Origin of the sequence: Diaphorobacter sp. HDW4B (assembly GCF_011305535.1) — a bacterium.
Lineage (GTDB): Bacteria > Pseudomonadota > Gammaproteobacteria > Burkholderiales > Burkholderiaceae_C > Diaphorobacter_A.
Window position 1 is genome coordinate 1,022,551 of sequence record NZ_CP049905.1, and the last position, 14,282, is coordinate 1,036,832.

Annotated in this window: 15 protein-coding genes; 8 read left to right on the top strand and 7 right to left on the bottom strand. The window is 61.6% G+C overall.

The window, feature by feature from the left end; translation table 11 throughout:
* Window position 1: 1 nt before the first annotated feature.
* Window positions 2–511, bottom strand: coding sequence for a hypothetical protein (locus G7048_RS04845; RefSeq protein WP_166067056.1), 510 nt, complete (start codon window positions 509–511; stop codon window positions 2–4).
* A 15-nt stretch (window positions 512–526) separates the two neighbouring features.
* Entirely contained in the window at window positions 527–1,747 is a 1,221-nt protein-coding gene (coaBC, locus tag G7048_RS04850; protein ID WP_166070797.1) for a bifunctional phosphopantothenoylcysteine decarboxylase/phosphopantothenate--cysteine ligase CoaBC, read from the bottom strand.
* Window positions 1,748–1,824: 77 nt separating this feature from the next.
* Here coaBC and G7048_RS04855 point away from each other — a divergent pair, with 77 nt between their 5' ends.
* The 6 genes from G7048_RS04855 (at window position 1,825) to G7048_RS04880 (ending at window position 7,338) form a co-directional block, all read left to right on the top strand.
* Window positions 1,825–3,477, top strand: coding sequence for a CTP synthase (locus G7048_RS04855; RefSeq protein WP_166067057.1), 1,653 nt, complete (start codon window positions 1,825–1,827; stop codon window positions 3,475–3,477).
* 40 nt (window positions 3,478–3,517) lie between these two features.
* A complete protein-coding gene (gene kdsA, locus G7048_RS04860; RefSeq protein ID WP_166067058.1) occupies window positions 3,518–4,375 on the top strand; it encodes a 3-deoxy-8-phosphooctulonate synthase in 858 nt (285 codons plus the stop codon).
* A gap of 69 nt (window positions 4,376–4,444) precedes the next feature.
* Window positions 4,445–4,735 carry a DUF1330 domain-containing protein gene (locus G7048_RS04865; RefSeq protein WP_166070798.1) on the top strand — a complete coding sequence of 97 codons (291 nt, stop codon included), beginning with the start codon at window positions 4,445–4,447 and terminating at the stop codon, window positions 4,733–4,735.
* 139 nt (window positions 4,736–4,874) lie between these two features.
* Window positions 4,875–6,161, top strand: a complete 1,287-nt coding sequence (gene eno, locus G7048_RS04870) for a phosphopyruvate hydratase (protein ID WP_166067059.1) — start codon at window positions 4,875–4,877, stop codon at window positions 6,159–6,161.
* A gap of 354 nt (window positions 6,162–6,515) precedes the next feature.
* A complete protein-coding gene (locus G7048_RS04875; protein WP_166067060.1) occupies window positions 6,516–6,797 on the top strand; it encodes a septum formation initiator family protein in 282 nt (93 codons plus the stop codon).
* Complete coding sequence (locus G7048_RS04880) at window positions 6,772–7,338, top strand: hypothetical protein (protein WP_166067061.1); 567 nt, start codon at window positions 6,772–6,774, stop codon at window positions 7,336–7,338. The genes G7048_RS04875 and G7048_RS04880 overlap by 26 nt, the downstream gene beginning before the upstream one ends.
* A gap of 61 nt (window positions 7,339–7,399) precedes the next feature.
* On the opposite strand, the gene G7048_RS04885 is transcribed toward G7048_RS04880, so the two are convergent.
* Together G7048_RS04885 and G7048_RS04890 are read right to left on the bottom strand one after the other, a co-directional pair.
* The gene (locus tag G7048_RS04885; protein WP_166067062.1) at window positions 7,400–8,392 is read right to left on the bottom strand and encodes an Hsp33 family molecular chaperone HslO; all 993 of its coding nucleotides are present in this window, start codon (window positions 8,390–8,392) and stop codon (window positions 7,400–7,402) included.
* Between the two features lie 59 nt (window positions 8,393–8,451).
* Window positions 8,452–8,976: a gamma carbonic anhydrase family protein gene (locus G7048_RS04890; protein WP_166067063.1), complete on the bottom strand. Its 525-nt coding sequence runs from the start codon at window positions 8,974–8,976 to the stop codon at window positions 8,452–8,454.
* Between the two features lie 60 nt (window positions 8,977–9,036).
* Between G7048_RS04890 and G7048_RS04895 the strand changes: the two genes are divergently transcribed.
* On the top strand, window positions 9,037–9,837 hold the full coding sequence (locus G7048_RS04895) for a ferritin-like domain-containing protein (RefSeq protein WP_166067064.1): 801 nt from the start codon (window positions 9,037–9,039) through the stop codon (window positions 9,835–9,837).
* Between the two features lie 346 nt (window positions 9,838–10,183).
* On the top strand, window positions 10,184–11,278 hold the full coding sequence (locus tag G7048_RS04900; protein ID WP_371747639.1) for an EAL and HDOD domain-containing protein: 1,095 nt from the start codon (window positions 10,184–10,186) through the stop codon (window positions 11,276–11,278).
* Window positions 11,279–11,306: 28 nt separating this feature from the next.
* Here G7048_RS04900 and G7048_RS04905 read toward each other — a convergent pair whose 3' ends face one another.
* The 3 genes from G7048_RS04905 to G7048_RS04915 all read right to left on the bottom strand — a co-directional run bounded on the left by G7048_RS04905 (window position 11,307) and on the right by G7048_RS04915 (window position 14,251).
* On the bottom strand, window positions 11,307–12,278 hold the full coding sequence (locus G7048_RS04905) for a tripartite tricarboxylate transporter substrate binding protein (protein WP_166067067.1): 972 nt from the start codon (window positions 12,276–12,278) through the stop codon (window positions 11,307–11,309).
* Window positions 12,279–12,317: 39 nt separating this feature from the next.
* On the bottom strand, window positions 12,318–13,214 hold the full coding sequence (xerD, locus tag G7048_RS04910) for a site-specific tyrosine recombinase XerD (RefSeq protein WP_371747640.1): 897 nt from the start codon (window positions 13,212–13,214) through the stop codon (window positions 12,318–12,320).
* Between the two features lie 74 nt (window positions 13,215–13,288).
* Window positions 13,289–14,251, bottom strand: a complete 963-nt coding sequence (locus G7048_RS04915; RefSeq protein ID WP_166067069.1) for a tripartite tricarboxylate transporter substrate binding protein BugE — start codon at window positions 14,249–14,251, stop codon at window positions 13,289–13,291.
* Between the last annotated feature and the right edge of the window lie 31 nt (window positions 14,252–14,282).

Sequence of the window (14,282 nt, forward strand, 5' to 3'; positions counted from 1 at the left end):
ATCACTTTCGTTGCGGCGGCTGTCCGGGCTTGCCGCCACGGAATGCGCCTAGCACTGAGCGCACCATGCGCGACAGGACATACAGCCAGAAGAGTATAAAGACCGGCCACGTCACATCGATGCCAAACTGGGATGTGGCACCCAGCACCACGATCACCACCATGAAGATCAGGAACGGCGGTATCTTGAAACCCTTGCCCGGCATGGGCGGCGCGCCATCCTTGAGCTTTCCCTGCAGGTCTTCCCACGAGTCCAGCGCAACGGTGCGTGCCGCCGTCTTGACGTTCTGCGGTGTTCCGACAGGCGGTTGACGCAGTTCTGCAGCACGCGCCTGCGCACGCGTCGGCTGCGCGGATGGCTTGGGCTGCTGTTTGGGCACAGGCGTCATCTGCTGGCCGCCCGCAAGCGCCTTGGCCTGCTGGGCGACCAGATCCTCCACATAGCGCGCGAAATCTCCGTTGCGTGGCGTGTCCGCCAGATGACCGTTGCCCGATCCGGGGAGATTGCGCATGGGAGTGCTCCTGTGTCAGTTCTTGACGGCCACGCGCTGGGCGATTTCCGCGACCAGTTCGTCGGCCAGCACCTGCTTGGACGCGCGCGGAATCTCGCGATGCCCCTGGGCGTCGATCAGAATCAGCGCATTGTCGTCCTGTCCGAACGTGGCCGGGCCGATATTGCCCACCAACAGCGGCACGCCCTTGCGCGCGCGCTTGGCGCTGGCATGGGCGAGCAGGTTTTCGCTCTCGGCCGCAAAACCCACGCAATACAGCTCACCCGACTCGGCACGCTTGGAATGCGCAATGCTCGCCAGAATGTCGGGGTTCTCGACAAACGCCAGCGCAGGCACATCGCCCGAGCCGTCCTTCTTGATCTTCTGTTCGCTCGCATGCGCCGGACGCCAATCGGCCACCGCCGCCGTGGCGATGAAGATCGATGCCTCATTGGCGAACAAGGTGGCCGCGTCGAACATCTGCTGCGCCGACTTCACATCCACGCGCTGCACGCCACGCGGCGTGGGCAGATGCACGGGACCGGCGATCAACGTGACCTTGGCACCGGCATCGCGCGCCGCGCGGGCAATGGCAAAGCCCATCTTGCCGCTCGACAGATTGGTGATGCCGCGCACCGGATCAATCGCCTCGAACGTCGGTCCGGCCGTCACCAGCACGTGGTGTCCGACCAGCTTCTTGGGCGACAGATAGGCCGTCAGGTCTTCGAAAATCTGTGCCGGTTCAAGCATGCGACCGTCGCCGGTCTCGCCACAGGCTTGCGGCCCGTTGCCCACGCCCAGAATCACCGCACCGTCGCTCGCCACCTGCGCCATGTTGCGCTGGGTGGCAGGATGCAGCCACATCTCGCGGTTCATGGCAGGCGCCAGCAAGAGCGGCACGCGCTCGATCGGGCGCGCCAGGCACAGCAGGCTCAGCAGTTCGTCCGAACGCCCCTGCGCCAGCCGGGCAATGAAATCCGCGCTGCACGGCGCGATCAGCACCACATCGGCCTCGCGGCTCAGGTTGATGTGCGGCATGTTGTTGGGCTCACGGGCGTCCCATTGGGAGCCGTAGACCGCGCGCCCGCTCAAAGCCTGCATGGTGACCGGGGTGATGAATTGCTCCGCGGCTTCGGTCATGACGACCTGTACCGTCGCCCCCGCCTTGATGAACAGGCGGCAAAGCTCGGCGGACTTGTAACAAGCCACCCCGCCACTGAGGCCCAGAACGATGTGTTTTCCAGCAAGCTGTGTCATGACGGGGAATTTATCAGACATCAGCAGACCATTCGGGCCGACCCGTATAATCGCAATTTCCCACCACCATCCAAGACATGACCAAGTTTGTCTTCGTCACAGGCGGTGTGGTGTCTTCCCTTGGTAAGGGAATCGCCTCAGCCTCCCTCGCCGCGATCCTCGAATCGCGCGGCCTCAAAGTCACTCTCATCAAGCTGGACCCGTACATCAACGTGGACCCCGGCACGATGTCGCCGTTCCAGCACGGTGAAGTCTTCGTCACCGATGACGGAGCCGAGACCGACCTCGACCTCGGACACTACGAGCGCTTCATCGAAACCCGCATGAAGCAATCGAACAACTTCACCACCGGCCGTATCTATCAGACGGTGCTGGAGAAGGAACGTCGCGGTGACTATCTGGGCAAGACCGTTCAGGTCATTCCCCACATCACCAACGAGATTCAGGAATACGTCAAGCGCGGCGCGGGCATCGGCACCGACGACGCAGTCGATGTCGCGATCTGCGAAATCGGCGGCACCGTGGGTGACATCGAATCCCTGCCGTTCCTTGAAGCCGTTCGTCAGCTCTCCCTGAAGCTCGGCCCGAACAACTCCGCTTTTGTTCACCTCACCTACCTGCCTTACATCGAGGCAGCAGGCGAGCTCAAGACCAAGCCGACCCAGCACACCGTGCAGAAGCTGCGCGAAATCGGCATCCAGCCCGATGCGCTGCTGTGCCGTGCCAAGCATGCCGTGCCCGATGAGGAACGCGAAAAGATTTCGCTGTTCACCAATGTGGCCGAATGGGGCGTGATCTCCATGTGGGACGTGGATACCATCTACAAGGTGCCCCGCATGCTGCACGAGCAGGGTCTGGACGGCCTCATCTGCGACAAGCTGCGCCTGAACACGCCGCCCGCCAGCCTCAAGCGCTGGGACGATCTGGTCTACGAGACCGAGCATCCGCAAGGCGAAGTCAAGGTCGCGATGGTCGGCAAGTATGTCGAGCTGTCCGACGCCTACAAGTCGGTCAATGAAGCGCTGCGCGCCGCCGGCATGCAGAACCATGTGCGCGTGAAGATCACGCACGTCGATTCGGAAACCGTCGACGACAAGAACGCCAAGGAACAGCTGTCCAAGTACGACGCGATTCTGGTGCCCGGCGGCTTCGGCTCGCGCGGCGTGGAAGGCAAGATCTCGACCGCCAGGTTCGCTCGCGAGAACAAGGTGCCGTATCTCGGCATCTGCCTCGGCATGCAAGTGGCGACCATCGAATACGCACGCCATGTGGCGGGCCTCGAAGGCGCGAACTCCACCGAGTTCGATCCGCATGCCAAGAACCCTGTGATCGCGCTGATCACCGAGTGGAAGGACGAGGACGGCACGATCAAGACGCGTGACGAGAACTCCGACCTCGGCGGCACGATGCGTCTGGGCGCACAGTCGTCCGACGTGCAGCCCGGCACGCTGGCGCACAGCATCTACGGCGACGTGGTGACCGAGCGTCATCGCCACCGCTACGAAGCCAACACGCAATATCTGGACAAGCTGCGCGATGCAGGCTTGGTGATTTCCGCACTCACGCAGCGCGAGCACCTGACCGAAATCGTCGAGCTGCCGAACACGGTTCACCCCTGGTTCATCGGCGTGCAGTTCCACCCGGAATTCAAGTCCACGCCGTGGAATGGCCACCCGCTGTTCAACGCCTTCGTGAAGGCAGCCGTTGCCCAGCACAAGGGCGCGAAATAAGCACCATCGAGAAGCACCACTGAGAAAGACAGGTCACATCATGAAACTCTGCGGCTTTGACATCGGCCTCGACAAACGTTTTTTCCTGATTTCAGGCCCGTGCGTGGTTGAGTCTGAACAGCTGCAGATGGATGTGGCCGGTCAGCTCAAGGAAATCACCGCGTCGCTGGGCATCCACTTCATTTTCAAGAGCAGCTACGACAAGGCCAACCGATCCTCCGGCGCGAGCTTTCGCGGCCCGGGCATGGAAAAGGGTCTGGAGATTCTGGCGAAGGTGAAGAAGGAACTGAATGTTCCCATCCTCACCGACGTGCACACCACGGAAGAAATCCCCACGGTCTCCAAGATCGTGGACGTGCTGCAAACGCCTGCGTTCCTGTGCCGCCAGACCGATTTCATCCGCGCGGTGGCCCAGTCCGGCAAGCCGGTGAACATCAAGAAGGGCCAGTTCCTTGCGCCGCATGACATGAAGAACGTCATCGACAAGGCACGCGCGGCCGCCAAGGAAGTCGGTCTGCCCGAAGACAGCTTCATGGCCTGCGAACGCGGTGCGAGCTTCGGCTACAACAATCTGGTGAGCGACATGCGCTCGCTGTCCATCATGCGCGAGACCGGTGCGCCGGTCGTGTACGACGCCACGCACAGCGTGCAATTGCCCGGCGGCAACGGCACATCGAGCGGCGGCATGCGCGAGATGGTTCCCGTTCTCTCGCGCGCGGCGATCGCCGTGGGCGTCGCTGGCGTGTTCATGGAAACCCACCCTGATCCATGCAACGCGCTGTCGGATGGCCCCAACGCCGTGCCGCTCAAGCACATGAAGGCGCTGCTGGAAACACTGGTTGCGCTGGATGACATCACCAAGCGCAACGGCTTTCTGGAGAACCACTTCGAGCCGTGATCGCGGCACTCGCACCAACGTGTTAGGGACTTGAGCTTCGCCATTCACAACAAAGCAAGAGACAACGACATGCCAAGTGGATACGTCATCGCCACCGTCCAGATCACCAACCCCGTCCAGTACGAGGAATACAAGAAATGGTCCACCGCAGCCATGCAAGCGCACAACGCGGAAGTCTGCGTTCGCGGTGGTCAGGTGAAGGTGATGGAAGGCGATTGGGCGCCCGAGCGTGTCGTTGTTCTCAAGTTTGCGAGTTTTGATGCAGCCAAGGCGTTTTATGATTCGCCTGAGTACGGCAAGGCCCGCGCCGCACGAGTTGGTGCAGCGATCATGCAACTGATTTGTGTTGAAGGCGTCTAGTCTGATTTACCTGTCACAGTGCTTCATGCCTGCCCATTTGCTGCAAGAATTCATCACTTTTTTCCACGCCGGGATTTGCTCCTTGAAGACGCTTCTCGACGAAACAACCGGTTTTTAAACTCTTCCCTTAGGAACTTTCATGAGCGCCATTGTTGACATCGTAGGCCGCGAAGTGCTGGACAGCCGCGGCAATCCCACCGTTGAATGCGACGTGTTGCTGGAATCCGGCGTGATGGGCCGTGCGGCTGTGCCGTCGGGCGCATCCACTGGCTCGCGCGAAGCCATCGAACTGCGTGACGGCGACAAGAACCGTTACCTCGGCAAGGGCGTGCTCAAGGCGGTCGAGCACATCAACACCGAAATCTCCGAAGCCGTGCTGGGCCTGGACGCTTCCGAGCAAGCCTTCCTCGACAAGACCCTGATCGACCTCGACGGCACCGACAACAAGGGTCGCCTGGGCGCCAACGCCATGCTGGCGGTTTCGATGGCCGTGGCCCGCGCCGCTGCCGAAGAATCCGGCCTGCCGCTGTACCGCTACCTTGGCGGCATGGGCGCTACGCAACTGCCCGTGCCGATGATGAACGTGATCAACGGCGGCGCACACGCCAACAACACGCTCGACCTGCAAGAGTTCATGATCATCCCCGTCGGCGCACCTTCGTTCCGCGAAGCCGTGCGTTGGGGCGCTGAAGTGTTCCACGCTCTGAAGAAGATCATTCACGACAAGGGCATGTCCACCGCCGTGGGCGACGAAGGCGGTTTCGCTCCTTCCGTGGAAAATCACGAAGCTGCGATCCAGCTGATCCTGCAAGCCATCGAAAACGCTGGCTACACCGCCGGTGAGCAGATCGTTCTGGGTCTGGACTGTGCAGCCAGCGAGTTCTACAAGGACGGCAAGTACGTGCTCGAAGGCGAAGGCGGCCTGCAACTGACTGCCGAGCAATGGACCGACATGCTGGCCACCTGGGTCGACAAGTATCCGATCATCTCCATCGAAGACGGCATGGCCGAAGGCGACTGGGATGGCTGGAAGCACCTGACCGAGCGTCTGGGCGCCAAGGTGCAACTGGTGGGTGACGACCTGTTCGTGACCAACACCAAGATCCTGAAGGAAGGCATCGACAAGAAGATCGCCAACTCCATCCTCATCAAGATCAACCAGATCGGCACACTGACCGAAACGTTCGAAGCCATCGAAATGGCCAAGCGCGCAGGCTACACCGCCGTGATCTCGCATCGTTCGGGCGAAACCGAAGATTCGACCATCGCCGACATCGCCGTGGGCACCAACGCAGGCCAGATCAAGACCGGTTCGCTGTCGCGCTCCGACCGCATGGCCAAGTACAACCAACTGCTGCGCATCGAGGAAGATCTGGGCGACATCGCCGTCTACCCAGGCCGCACAGCGTTCTACAACCTGCGCTGATCGCGAGGCAATCAGGGAACCTCTGCACGAATGGAATCGACGCGTGCCAGTGCAGCCTCGGGCGGTCTTCGGCGTTGAAAATCCTCGGGATAGCTACGGCTATCCCTGCGGTTTTCGCCTTGAATCCCATCCCGATCTGCTTCTGGCCGCTTGTCGATCGATTCGTGCCGAGATTCCCTAGGTCATCAACACGTTGTAACAACGCGTTGACCACATGAGCACACGGCGCGCCACAAGCCAGTTATCCTTCCGGGTTACGGCTTGATGGTGGGCGCCGTGGTTCTGTAGCAACGGACAGCGTGTACCATCCGCTTCACCCAAGGTCTTGCCTTCCCTGCTGCACACCCTCAGTCCATGAGCACACGCATCGTTCCGCTGATTCTTCTGCTGCTGCTCTTGCTGGTGCTGACGCAATTGCTCAGCGGTCGCGGCAGCATCGAGCATGTGGCCACCATGCGCCAGAACATCACGGAACAGAAAGCGGCCAACGACAAGGCCCGCACCGAGAACGAACGCCTCCTGGCCGAAGTCTCCGACCTGAAGGACGGCATGGACATGGTCGAGGAAAAGGCCCGCAGCGAACTTGGCATGGTCAAGCCCAACGAAATCTATGTCCACGTCGCTCCCAAGCGCTGAGCCCACGCCATCCCCTTCGCGTCCCGCTCTGCGCAAGATCCTGCACATCGCCTTCTGGGGCGTGGATGCCCAGACCCTTGCTCGCGACATTCAAGCCCACGCACTCACGCAACCCGGCTGGACCGAGCGCCTGCACATCACGGCACACGACCTCCCGCACGCCGACTGCCTTGAAGCCATGCAGACATGGCTCACCTCGGAACTGCAAACCAGTGGCACACGCCCGCACCTCAGCTTGCTGGTGCCTTCCGGCGCGGCACAAAATGCCAACGCTGGCGAACTCCAACTGCGCAACGCGCTGATCAGCGCAGGTGTGAGCTTTCAAGTGCTGTATGGCGCGACGAGCGAAGAGCGCATCCGCAACACCACCAATGCCATTGCGCTCACGGCCAAGGCCATACTGCCGTCGAGCGAGCGCGCTTGCTTTGTGGTGAGCGACATCGCCAAGCCGATCAACCCGCGCATGCGCAGCTGGAACTGCGAGAAATGCAGTGATCCCGAGTGCGAGCACCGGCTGTTCACCGGCCTGTTGCCCGCCTGAAACAAGCACTGACGCAGACGTGAAAAAGCCGCTGATTCAGCGGCTTTTGGCTTTCAGATGATCACTGAATGTTGCGTGAACCCGGCGGTTGCTTTTCCGGCTCGGTGAACAACTGCTTGGCATCCACCGCGTCGTAGCGATACTGCTGGCCGCAGAACTCGCAGCCAACCTCGACCGAACCACGCTCGTCGACGATGTCCTGCACTTCTTCCTCGCCCAAGCCCTTGAGCATCGCGCTCACGCGATCGCGGCTGCACGAGCACGCAAAGCGGGGGCCGTCCACACCCTGCTGCGGCACGAAACGCAGCAGCTTTTCTTCCCAGAACAGGCGGCGCAGGATGGTGTCGACATCCAGCGTCAGCAGTTCGTCCCGCGTCAGGCTGGCAGCCAGCGTGGAGATGCGGTTGTAATCCTCGTTCGCATCCATCTGGTCGCCGTCGGACTCCAGATTCTTCGCTGCATCCAGGTTGGCCTCGCCCTTCACCGGCATGCGCTGGATCAGCAGGCCTGCCGCCACCTCGTCATTGGCGGCCAGCACCAACGTGGTGTCGAGCTGCTCGGAGTTGCGCATGTATTGCTGCAGCACGTCGCTCAGCTTTTCGAGCTTCTGGCCGTTCTCGCCGTTGAGCGGAACAATGCCTTGATACGGACGCTGACCCGGCATGCGTTTCTGGGGATCGAGCGTGATCGCGCAGCGGCCATTGCCGTTCACGTTGACCAGCGAGGACAGACTCGTCATGTCTTCGGTCAGGTCGCCGGGGATGGTCGCGGTCGCGCGCAGGCTCAGGTCGGACTGCACCTCGACCACCGACAGCTTCACCGGGCCATCGCCCTGAATCTGAAACACCAGCGCGCCGTTGAACTTGATGTTGGATTGCATGAGCACGCCGGCAGCCGCCATCTCGCCGAGCAGCTCGCGCACGGCGGGCATGTAGTTGCCGGTTTCGGAGTTGGCCGCGCGACGACGCAGGATTTCGGTCCACGCATCGGTGAGCCGCACGATCATGCCGCGCACTGGCAGCCCATCAAAAAGAAACTTGTGTAATTCCGACACTGAAAGCTTTCAAAACACCATTGAGGCACGACCGCAAAGAGCCATGCCCCATGCATGCATCAACCAATCTTGCGCAACCCCTTCTTGAAGCGGTGCGCGTTTTCCACGTAATGTCGCGCGCTGCGGCGCAACCCCTCGATCTGCTCGGGCGAGAGCTGCTTGACCACCTTGGCGGGGCTGCCCAGGATCATCGAGCCATCGGGAAATTCCTTTCCTTCGGTCACCAGCGATCCCGCGCCGACCAGGCAGTTCTTGCCGATCTTCGCGTTGTTGAGCACCACCGCGCCAATGCCGATCAGCGTCTCGTCGCCAATCGTGCAGCCATGCAGCATGACCTGATGGCCCACCGTCACGTTCGCACCGATCACCAGCGGCACGCCGCGATCGGCATGCAGCACGCTGGCGTCCTGGATATTGGTGCCTGCGCCGATGGTGATCTTGTCCGTGTCGCCACGCACCACGGTGCCGAACCACACGCTCGCATCTTCGCCCAGCACCACATCGCCCAGCACCTGCGCGCTGTCGGCAATCCATGCCGAATCCGGCACGATCGGCGCCACTCCATCCAATTCATAAACTGCCATGGTGCTTGTCTCCTTTGTATATCTCGCGAAAACCGTGAGGGAAAACCTAGAATTGTAGGGATGGAGTTACGCCAACGAGCATTGCAGGTCTTGTGCATCACGGACCCCGAAGAGAAATCCGCCGCTGCGCTGGATATGTATGCGCACTCTGCGCAATTTTCAATAGACGCGGCCGCAGCGCTTGTCGTGCCCGCAGGCATCGAGCTGCCCGGCCACCCCGAAAAGCCCCCGCTGCTGCGCCACACCGAGGTCGCCCGCCGCTCCCCGGCCACGCCCGAGGGCCGGGCGGTGCTGATGCATGCGATCGCTCACATTGAATTCAACGCCATCAATCTGGCGCTCGACGCGATCTGGCGATTTCCCGACATGCCCGAGCCGTTCTATCGGGACTGGCTGCAAGTCGCTGGCGAGGAAGCCAAGCACTTTCGCTTGCTGCGCGACCACCTGCGCACCATGGGGCGCGACTACGGCGACTTCCCAGCGCATCAGGGTCTCTGGACGATGTGCGAAAAAACGGCAGGCGACATCGTCGCGCGCATGGCGCTGGTGCCACGGACGCTCGAGGCGCGTGGTTTGGATGCCACACCGCTGATTCAGAAAAAACTGCGGAACATCGGCGCTTCGGACGCGCTGGCCGCCGTGGACATCCTCGACATCATCCTCAACGAAGAAATTGGCCACGTCGCGATTGGTAACCATTGGTATCGTTGGTTGTGCAACCGTGACAGCCTTGAACCCCATGCCCACTTCGTGGCGTTGACGGCCCAGTACGAAGCACCCCGTCCCAAACCACCGCTGAATGAGGCTGCACGCCGCAAAGCGGGTTTTACGGACGAAGAATTGCTATGGCTGAATCCGTGATTGCGTATTGACACACGTCAATCGCTGGAAAGTTGTTGATAAATATCGCCAAACCGCCCGGCGCGTTATCAGCGACAATCAAATCAATCGTTCCTACAATTTGAGTTGATTTAACAATAGATTGCTTCGCCCGGATGCCGACGGATCCTTCGCTTAAAGTGGTCTGCATCTGACTTTGTCCAGCATGTACACAGCCCCGACCTCCCCGCCCAACGTCACTCAAAGCAGTCCATCCGCTGGCGCTTTGATCGCACGTCAGGCTATCGTGAATGTAGAGGGACGGGTTATCGGGCACGAGCTTTTCAATCGTTCTCGCAATCATTCAGCCCATACCGCCGCCAGCGACATGCTGCTGGCCCTGACCGCGCTGTCGCATGCCGGGGTGGATGAGTTGCTGGGCGACACCCTCATCTTCGTGAACTGCACGCACGAGAGTCTGGTCGAGGGGCATCTCTCGCTGCTCAATCCGGACAAGGTGATCCTCGAAGTCCCGCCGCTCGGCCACACTGCTGCGGAAGAAGTCAAGACGCGCCTGCCCACGCTGCAGACGCTGCATGATCGCGGCTTTCGCCTTGCGTTCAGCCACACGGTGCTGGAGTCGACCTACTCCCCGTGGCTGCCGCTGGCCGATTTCATCAAGCTGGATCTTTCGGTGCTACCAGCCGATCAGGTCACCGTGCTCACCAAATACGCGGCGCGCCAGACCAAGGCCCAGCTCATCGCAGAAAAGATCGAAACCGCCACCCAGCTGGAGCTCTTGAGCAACCTGGGCGTGAAGCTGTTTCAGGGCTATTGGCTGTCGCGCCCGCAATTGGTCGAAGCTAAGCTGCTGTTCCCCACGGCCAACGCCGTGACGCATCTGCTGCAATTGCTGCGCAATCAGGCCAGCTCGCAGGACATCGAAGCGCTGGTCAAGCGCGACGCCGTGCTGAGCTTCAACCTGCTGCGTCTGGCCGTCACCTCCGGCCTGTGCCCGGAGGACGGACTGCAATCCATCGAGCATGTGATTCGTCTGCTGGGCAGCAACCGCCTCACCTGCTGGGCCAGCCTGCTGCAGAACTTCCGCGTGACCAGCGATGCCACGCCGCCCGCCGCGCGCAATGCCGTGCGTTACGGACGCTTCATGGAATTGATCGCACAAACCCAGCAGCTTCCGCAATCGGTGAGCGACCATGCGTTTCTCGTGGGCACCATCTCGCAACTCCAGGAATTGCTGGACATCCCGCTCGCGGCCATCGTGGACCTGCTCCACATGCCGCAAAGCGTGCAGGATGCGGTGCTTCGACAAGAGGGCTATCTGGGTGCGCTGCTGAGGCTCACGCAAGCCTCGGAACTTGGTGAAATGGCCGACATGCTCAACTCCGCTTCCGGCCTGCGCGTGACGCAAAAACAATTGGTCGATGCACGCGGCCAGGCCGAAGAATGGGCCGAGATGGCCTGATCAGGCCACCCCGCCGCATTTCACCTCATCAATCCAGTTCCAGCTTGCGCTCGCGAATCAGTGCGGACCACTTGGCGTTGTCGCGCTTCACGAAATCCGCAAACTCGGTAGGCCCCAGTGGATGCACCTGCGAGCCCGAAGCCGCGAACCTGGCCTGCAGATCGGGCTGCGCCAGCACCTTGGCGAGCGCGTCCGAGATCTTCTTGGTGATTTCAGGCGACAGCCCCGCAGGCGCGACCAGCCCTTGGAAGCCCACCGACTCCATGTTCTTGAGCCCCAGTTCGCGCAAAGTCGGCACATCCGGCAATTGCGGATCGCGCTGCGGCCCGGTGACGGCCAGCGCCTTGAGCTTGCCACCCTTGATCTGCGGAATCAGCACCGAGCCCGCATCGATCAGCAACTGCGTCTGCCCGCCGATCAGCTCCTGAATCGCCGGAGCGCTGCCCTTGTAGGGCACATGCGTCACGTTCAGGCCGGTGACCTGATTCATGAGTTCGCCATTCAGATGCGTGGACGTGCCCGCCCCACCCGAAGCGAAATTGGCCTGCCCTGCATGCGCCTTGGCCCAGCTCACCCACTCCTTCATGTCGCGCGCGGGATGATCGGGGCGCGTCACCGCCACATAGCTGCCCTGGCTGATCTGCCCGATGTAGCTGAACTGCTTGAGCGGGTCGTACGGCATCTTCTTCTGCAGATACGGCGCAATCGCGAACGGGCCGGTGTTGGCGAGCAGCAGCGTGTAGCCGTCCGGCGCTGCGCGGGTCAGCTCGGTCGCGGCAATCGTGCCGCCCGCGCCGGGTTTGTAGTCGAGCACGATCTGCTGGCCAATGGCTTCCTGCAGTGGCATCTGCACCGTGCGCGCGGTGAAGTCGATGCCGCCACCCGGTGGATAGCCGACGATCAGTCGGATCGGCTTGGCACTAGGCCACGCCTGCGCGAGGGCCATGCCTGCGGACGCGCCCAGCGCCAGTGCAACGAGCCATTTTTTGTTGAGTTTCATTTTTCGTCTCCGTTTGAAATTCGTTATTTAGGTCTTCAGCTATCCGCGCGGATGGTGCTGCGCATGCAGCGCCTTCAGCCGTTCGCGCGCGACATGGGTGTAGATGGTCGTTGTTGAAATATCCGCATGGCCGAGCAGCAACTGCACCACGCGCAGGTCCGCGCCGTGGTTGAGCAGATGCGTCGCGAACGCATGACGCAAGGTGTGCGGCGACAGCGGCGAGGTGATGCCCGCGATCAGCGCGTATTTCTTGACGATCACCCAGAACATCACGCGCGTCATGCCCGCACCGCGCTGGGTGACGAACAGATCATCGGTCTGTTGGCCGCCCAGAATCGCGCCACGGCTCTCTGCCAGATAGCGCCCCAGCCAGCGCATGGCCTCTTCGCCGAACGGCACCAACCGCTCCTTGCCGCCCTTGCCCATGACACGAAGCACGCCTTCGCGCAGTCCGAGGTGGAAGGTCTTGAGCGTGACCAGTTCGCTCACGCGCAGGCCGCTCGCGTACATCACCTCCAGCATCGTGCGGTCGCGCAGGCCGAGCATCGAATCGACATCGGGCGCCTTGAGCAACGCTTCCACCTGCTGCTGCGTGAGCGTCTTGGGCACGCGCAGCGCCTGCTTGGCTGCCTGCATGCGGACCGTGGGGTCGGCGGTGATGCGCTTTTCGCGCAGCGCCCAGTGAAAGTAGCGCCGCAGCACCGTGAGCCGCCGGTTGGCTGAGGTGGCCCGCGTCTCGGCATGCCGCGCCGCGAAGTAGCCTTGCAGATGCTCTTCGAGCACCTGATTGAGCTCCACAGAAGGCTTCTGCGTGATCAGCCAATCGGCGAATTTCGTGAGGTCGCGGCGATACGCGTCCAGCGTGTTGCGAGCCAGGCCGTCCTCCAGCCAGAGGGCATCCATGAACTCGTCTATTGCAATCTGGCTTTCCGACATCAAGCGAACATAGCACGTAAAAACGCCACCTGCGGCGAGGTGGCGTCGGGTTCAAACAGGCCTGAAACCGGCGCTCAATCGAGCGTCAGCTTCTGCTTCTTCACCACGTCCTTGTAGACGTCGAACTCGGCCTTGATCTGCTGCGCGAACTGGTCCGGCGTGTTGGCCACGATGATCGAGCCGGTGTCCTCGATGCGCTTGCGCACGGCCGGATCTTCCAGCGACTTGCGCGTGGCTTCGTTCAGCTTGTCGACGATATCCTTGGGCATGCCCTTGGGGCCGAGCAAGCCGTAGTAGGCCAAGCGGTTCACCGGCTCCAGCCCCACTTCCTTGAAGGTCGGCACATTCGGCAGTTCCTTCAGGCGCTGGGGCGCGGACACCACGATGGGCACCAGCTTGCCGGCCTTGATGAACGGCAGCGCGGACGGCAGATTGTCGAACATGATCGGCACCTGACCCGCCACCACGTCGTTGAGCGCCGGACCCGCGCCGCGATACGGAATGTGCGTGATGAACGTGCCCGTCAGGCTCTTGTACAGCTCCATCAGCATGTGGCCGATGCCGCCCGTGCCGGACGAACCGTAGGAATACTTGCCGGGGTTCTTCTTGATCTCGGCAATGAAGCCCGCGTAATCCTTGGCCGGGAAATTCGGGTTCACCGCAATGATGTTGGGCGTCGCCGCGATGTTGATGATCGGCGTGAAATCCGTGATCGGGTTGTAAGGCGTCTTGGTGTTGATCGCGGGATTGGCCGCCGTCGTCGACACCGTTGCCACGCCGAGCGAGTAGCCATCGGGTGCGGCGCGCGCGGTTTCAGTCGCACCGATCAGGCCACCACCGCCGCCCTTGTTGTCCACCACCACGGGCTGGCCCAGCACCTTGCCGAGCGGGTCCGAGATCACGCGACCGATGATGTCGGTTGTTCCTCCGGGAGCGAACGGAACCACCAGGCGAATGGGTTTGCTGGGATATCCGTCAGCGAATGATGTGCCTGCGGCCATTGTGAGAGCCAGAGCCATCAAGTGTCGGCGTTGCATATAAGAAACTCCTCACATTCGAAACATGGAA

What these genes read in the sequence shown, in the direction of transcription:
- coaBC (WP_166070797.1), bottom strand. Translation starts at nt 1,747, where the DNA reads ATGACACAGCTTGCTGGAAAACACATCGTTCTGGGCCTCAGTGGCGGG.
- G7048_RS04890 (WP_166067063.1), bottom strand. Translation starts at nt 8,976, where the DNA reads ATGGCAGTTTATGAATTGGATGGAGTGGCGCCGATCGTGCCGGATTCG.
- xerD (WP_371747640.1), bottom strand. Translation starts at nt 13,214, where the DNA reads ATGTCGGAAAGCCAGATTGCAATAGACGAGTTCATGGATGCCCTCTGG.
- G7048_RS04865 (WP_166070798.1), top strand. Translation starts at nt 4,445, where the DNA reads ATGCCAAGTGGATACGTCATCGCCACCGTCCAGATCACCAACCCCGTC.
- G7048_RS04895 (WP_166067064.1), top strand. Translation starts at nt 9,037, where the DNA reads ATGGAGTTACGCCAACGAGCATTGCAGGTCTTGTGCATCACGGACCCC.
- G7048_RS04915 (WP_166067069.1), bottom strand. Translation starts at nt 14,251, where the DNA reads ATGCAACGCCGACACTTGATGGCTCTGGCTCTCACAATGGCCGCAGGC.
- kdsA (WP_166067058.1), top strand. Translation starts at nt 3,518, where the DNA reads ATGAAACTCTGCGGCTTTGACATCGGCCTCGACAAACGTTTTTTCCTG.
- G7048_RS04845 (WP_166067056.1), bottom strand. Translation starts at nt 511, where the DNA reads ATGCGCAATCTCCCCGGATCGGGCAACGGTCATCTGGCGGACACGCCA.
- eno (WP_166067059.1), top strand. Translation starts at nt 4,875, where the DNA reads ATGAGCGCCATTGTTGACATCGTAGGCCGCGAAGTGCTGGACAGCCGC.
- G7048_RS04855 (WP_166067057.1), top strand. Translation starts at nt 1,825, where the DNA reads ATGACCAAGTTTGTCTTCGTCACAGGCGGTGTGGTGTCTTCCCTTGGT.
- G7048_RS04900 (WP_371747639.1), top strand. Translation starts at nt 10,184, where the DNA reads ATGCTGCTGGCCCTGACCGCGCTGTCGCATGCCGGGGTGGATGAGTTG.
- G7048_RS04875 (WP_166067060.1), top strand. Translation starts at nt 6,516, where the DNA reads ATGAGCACACGCATCGTTCCGCTGATTCTTCTGCTGCTGCTCTTGCTG.
- G7048_RS04880 (WP_166067061.1), top strand. Translation starts at nt 6,772, where the DNA reads ATGTCCACGTCGCTCCCAAGCGCTGAGCCCACGCCATCCCCTTCGCGT.
- G7048_RS04905 (WP_166067067.1), bottom strand. Translation starts at nt 12,278, where the DNA reads ATGAAACTCAACAAAAAATGGCTCGTTGCACTGGCGCTGGGCGCGTCC.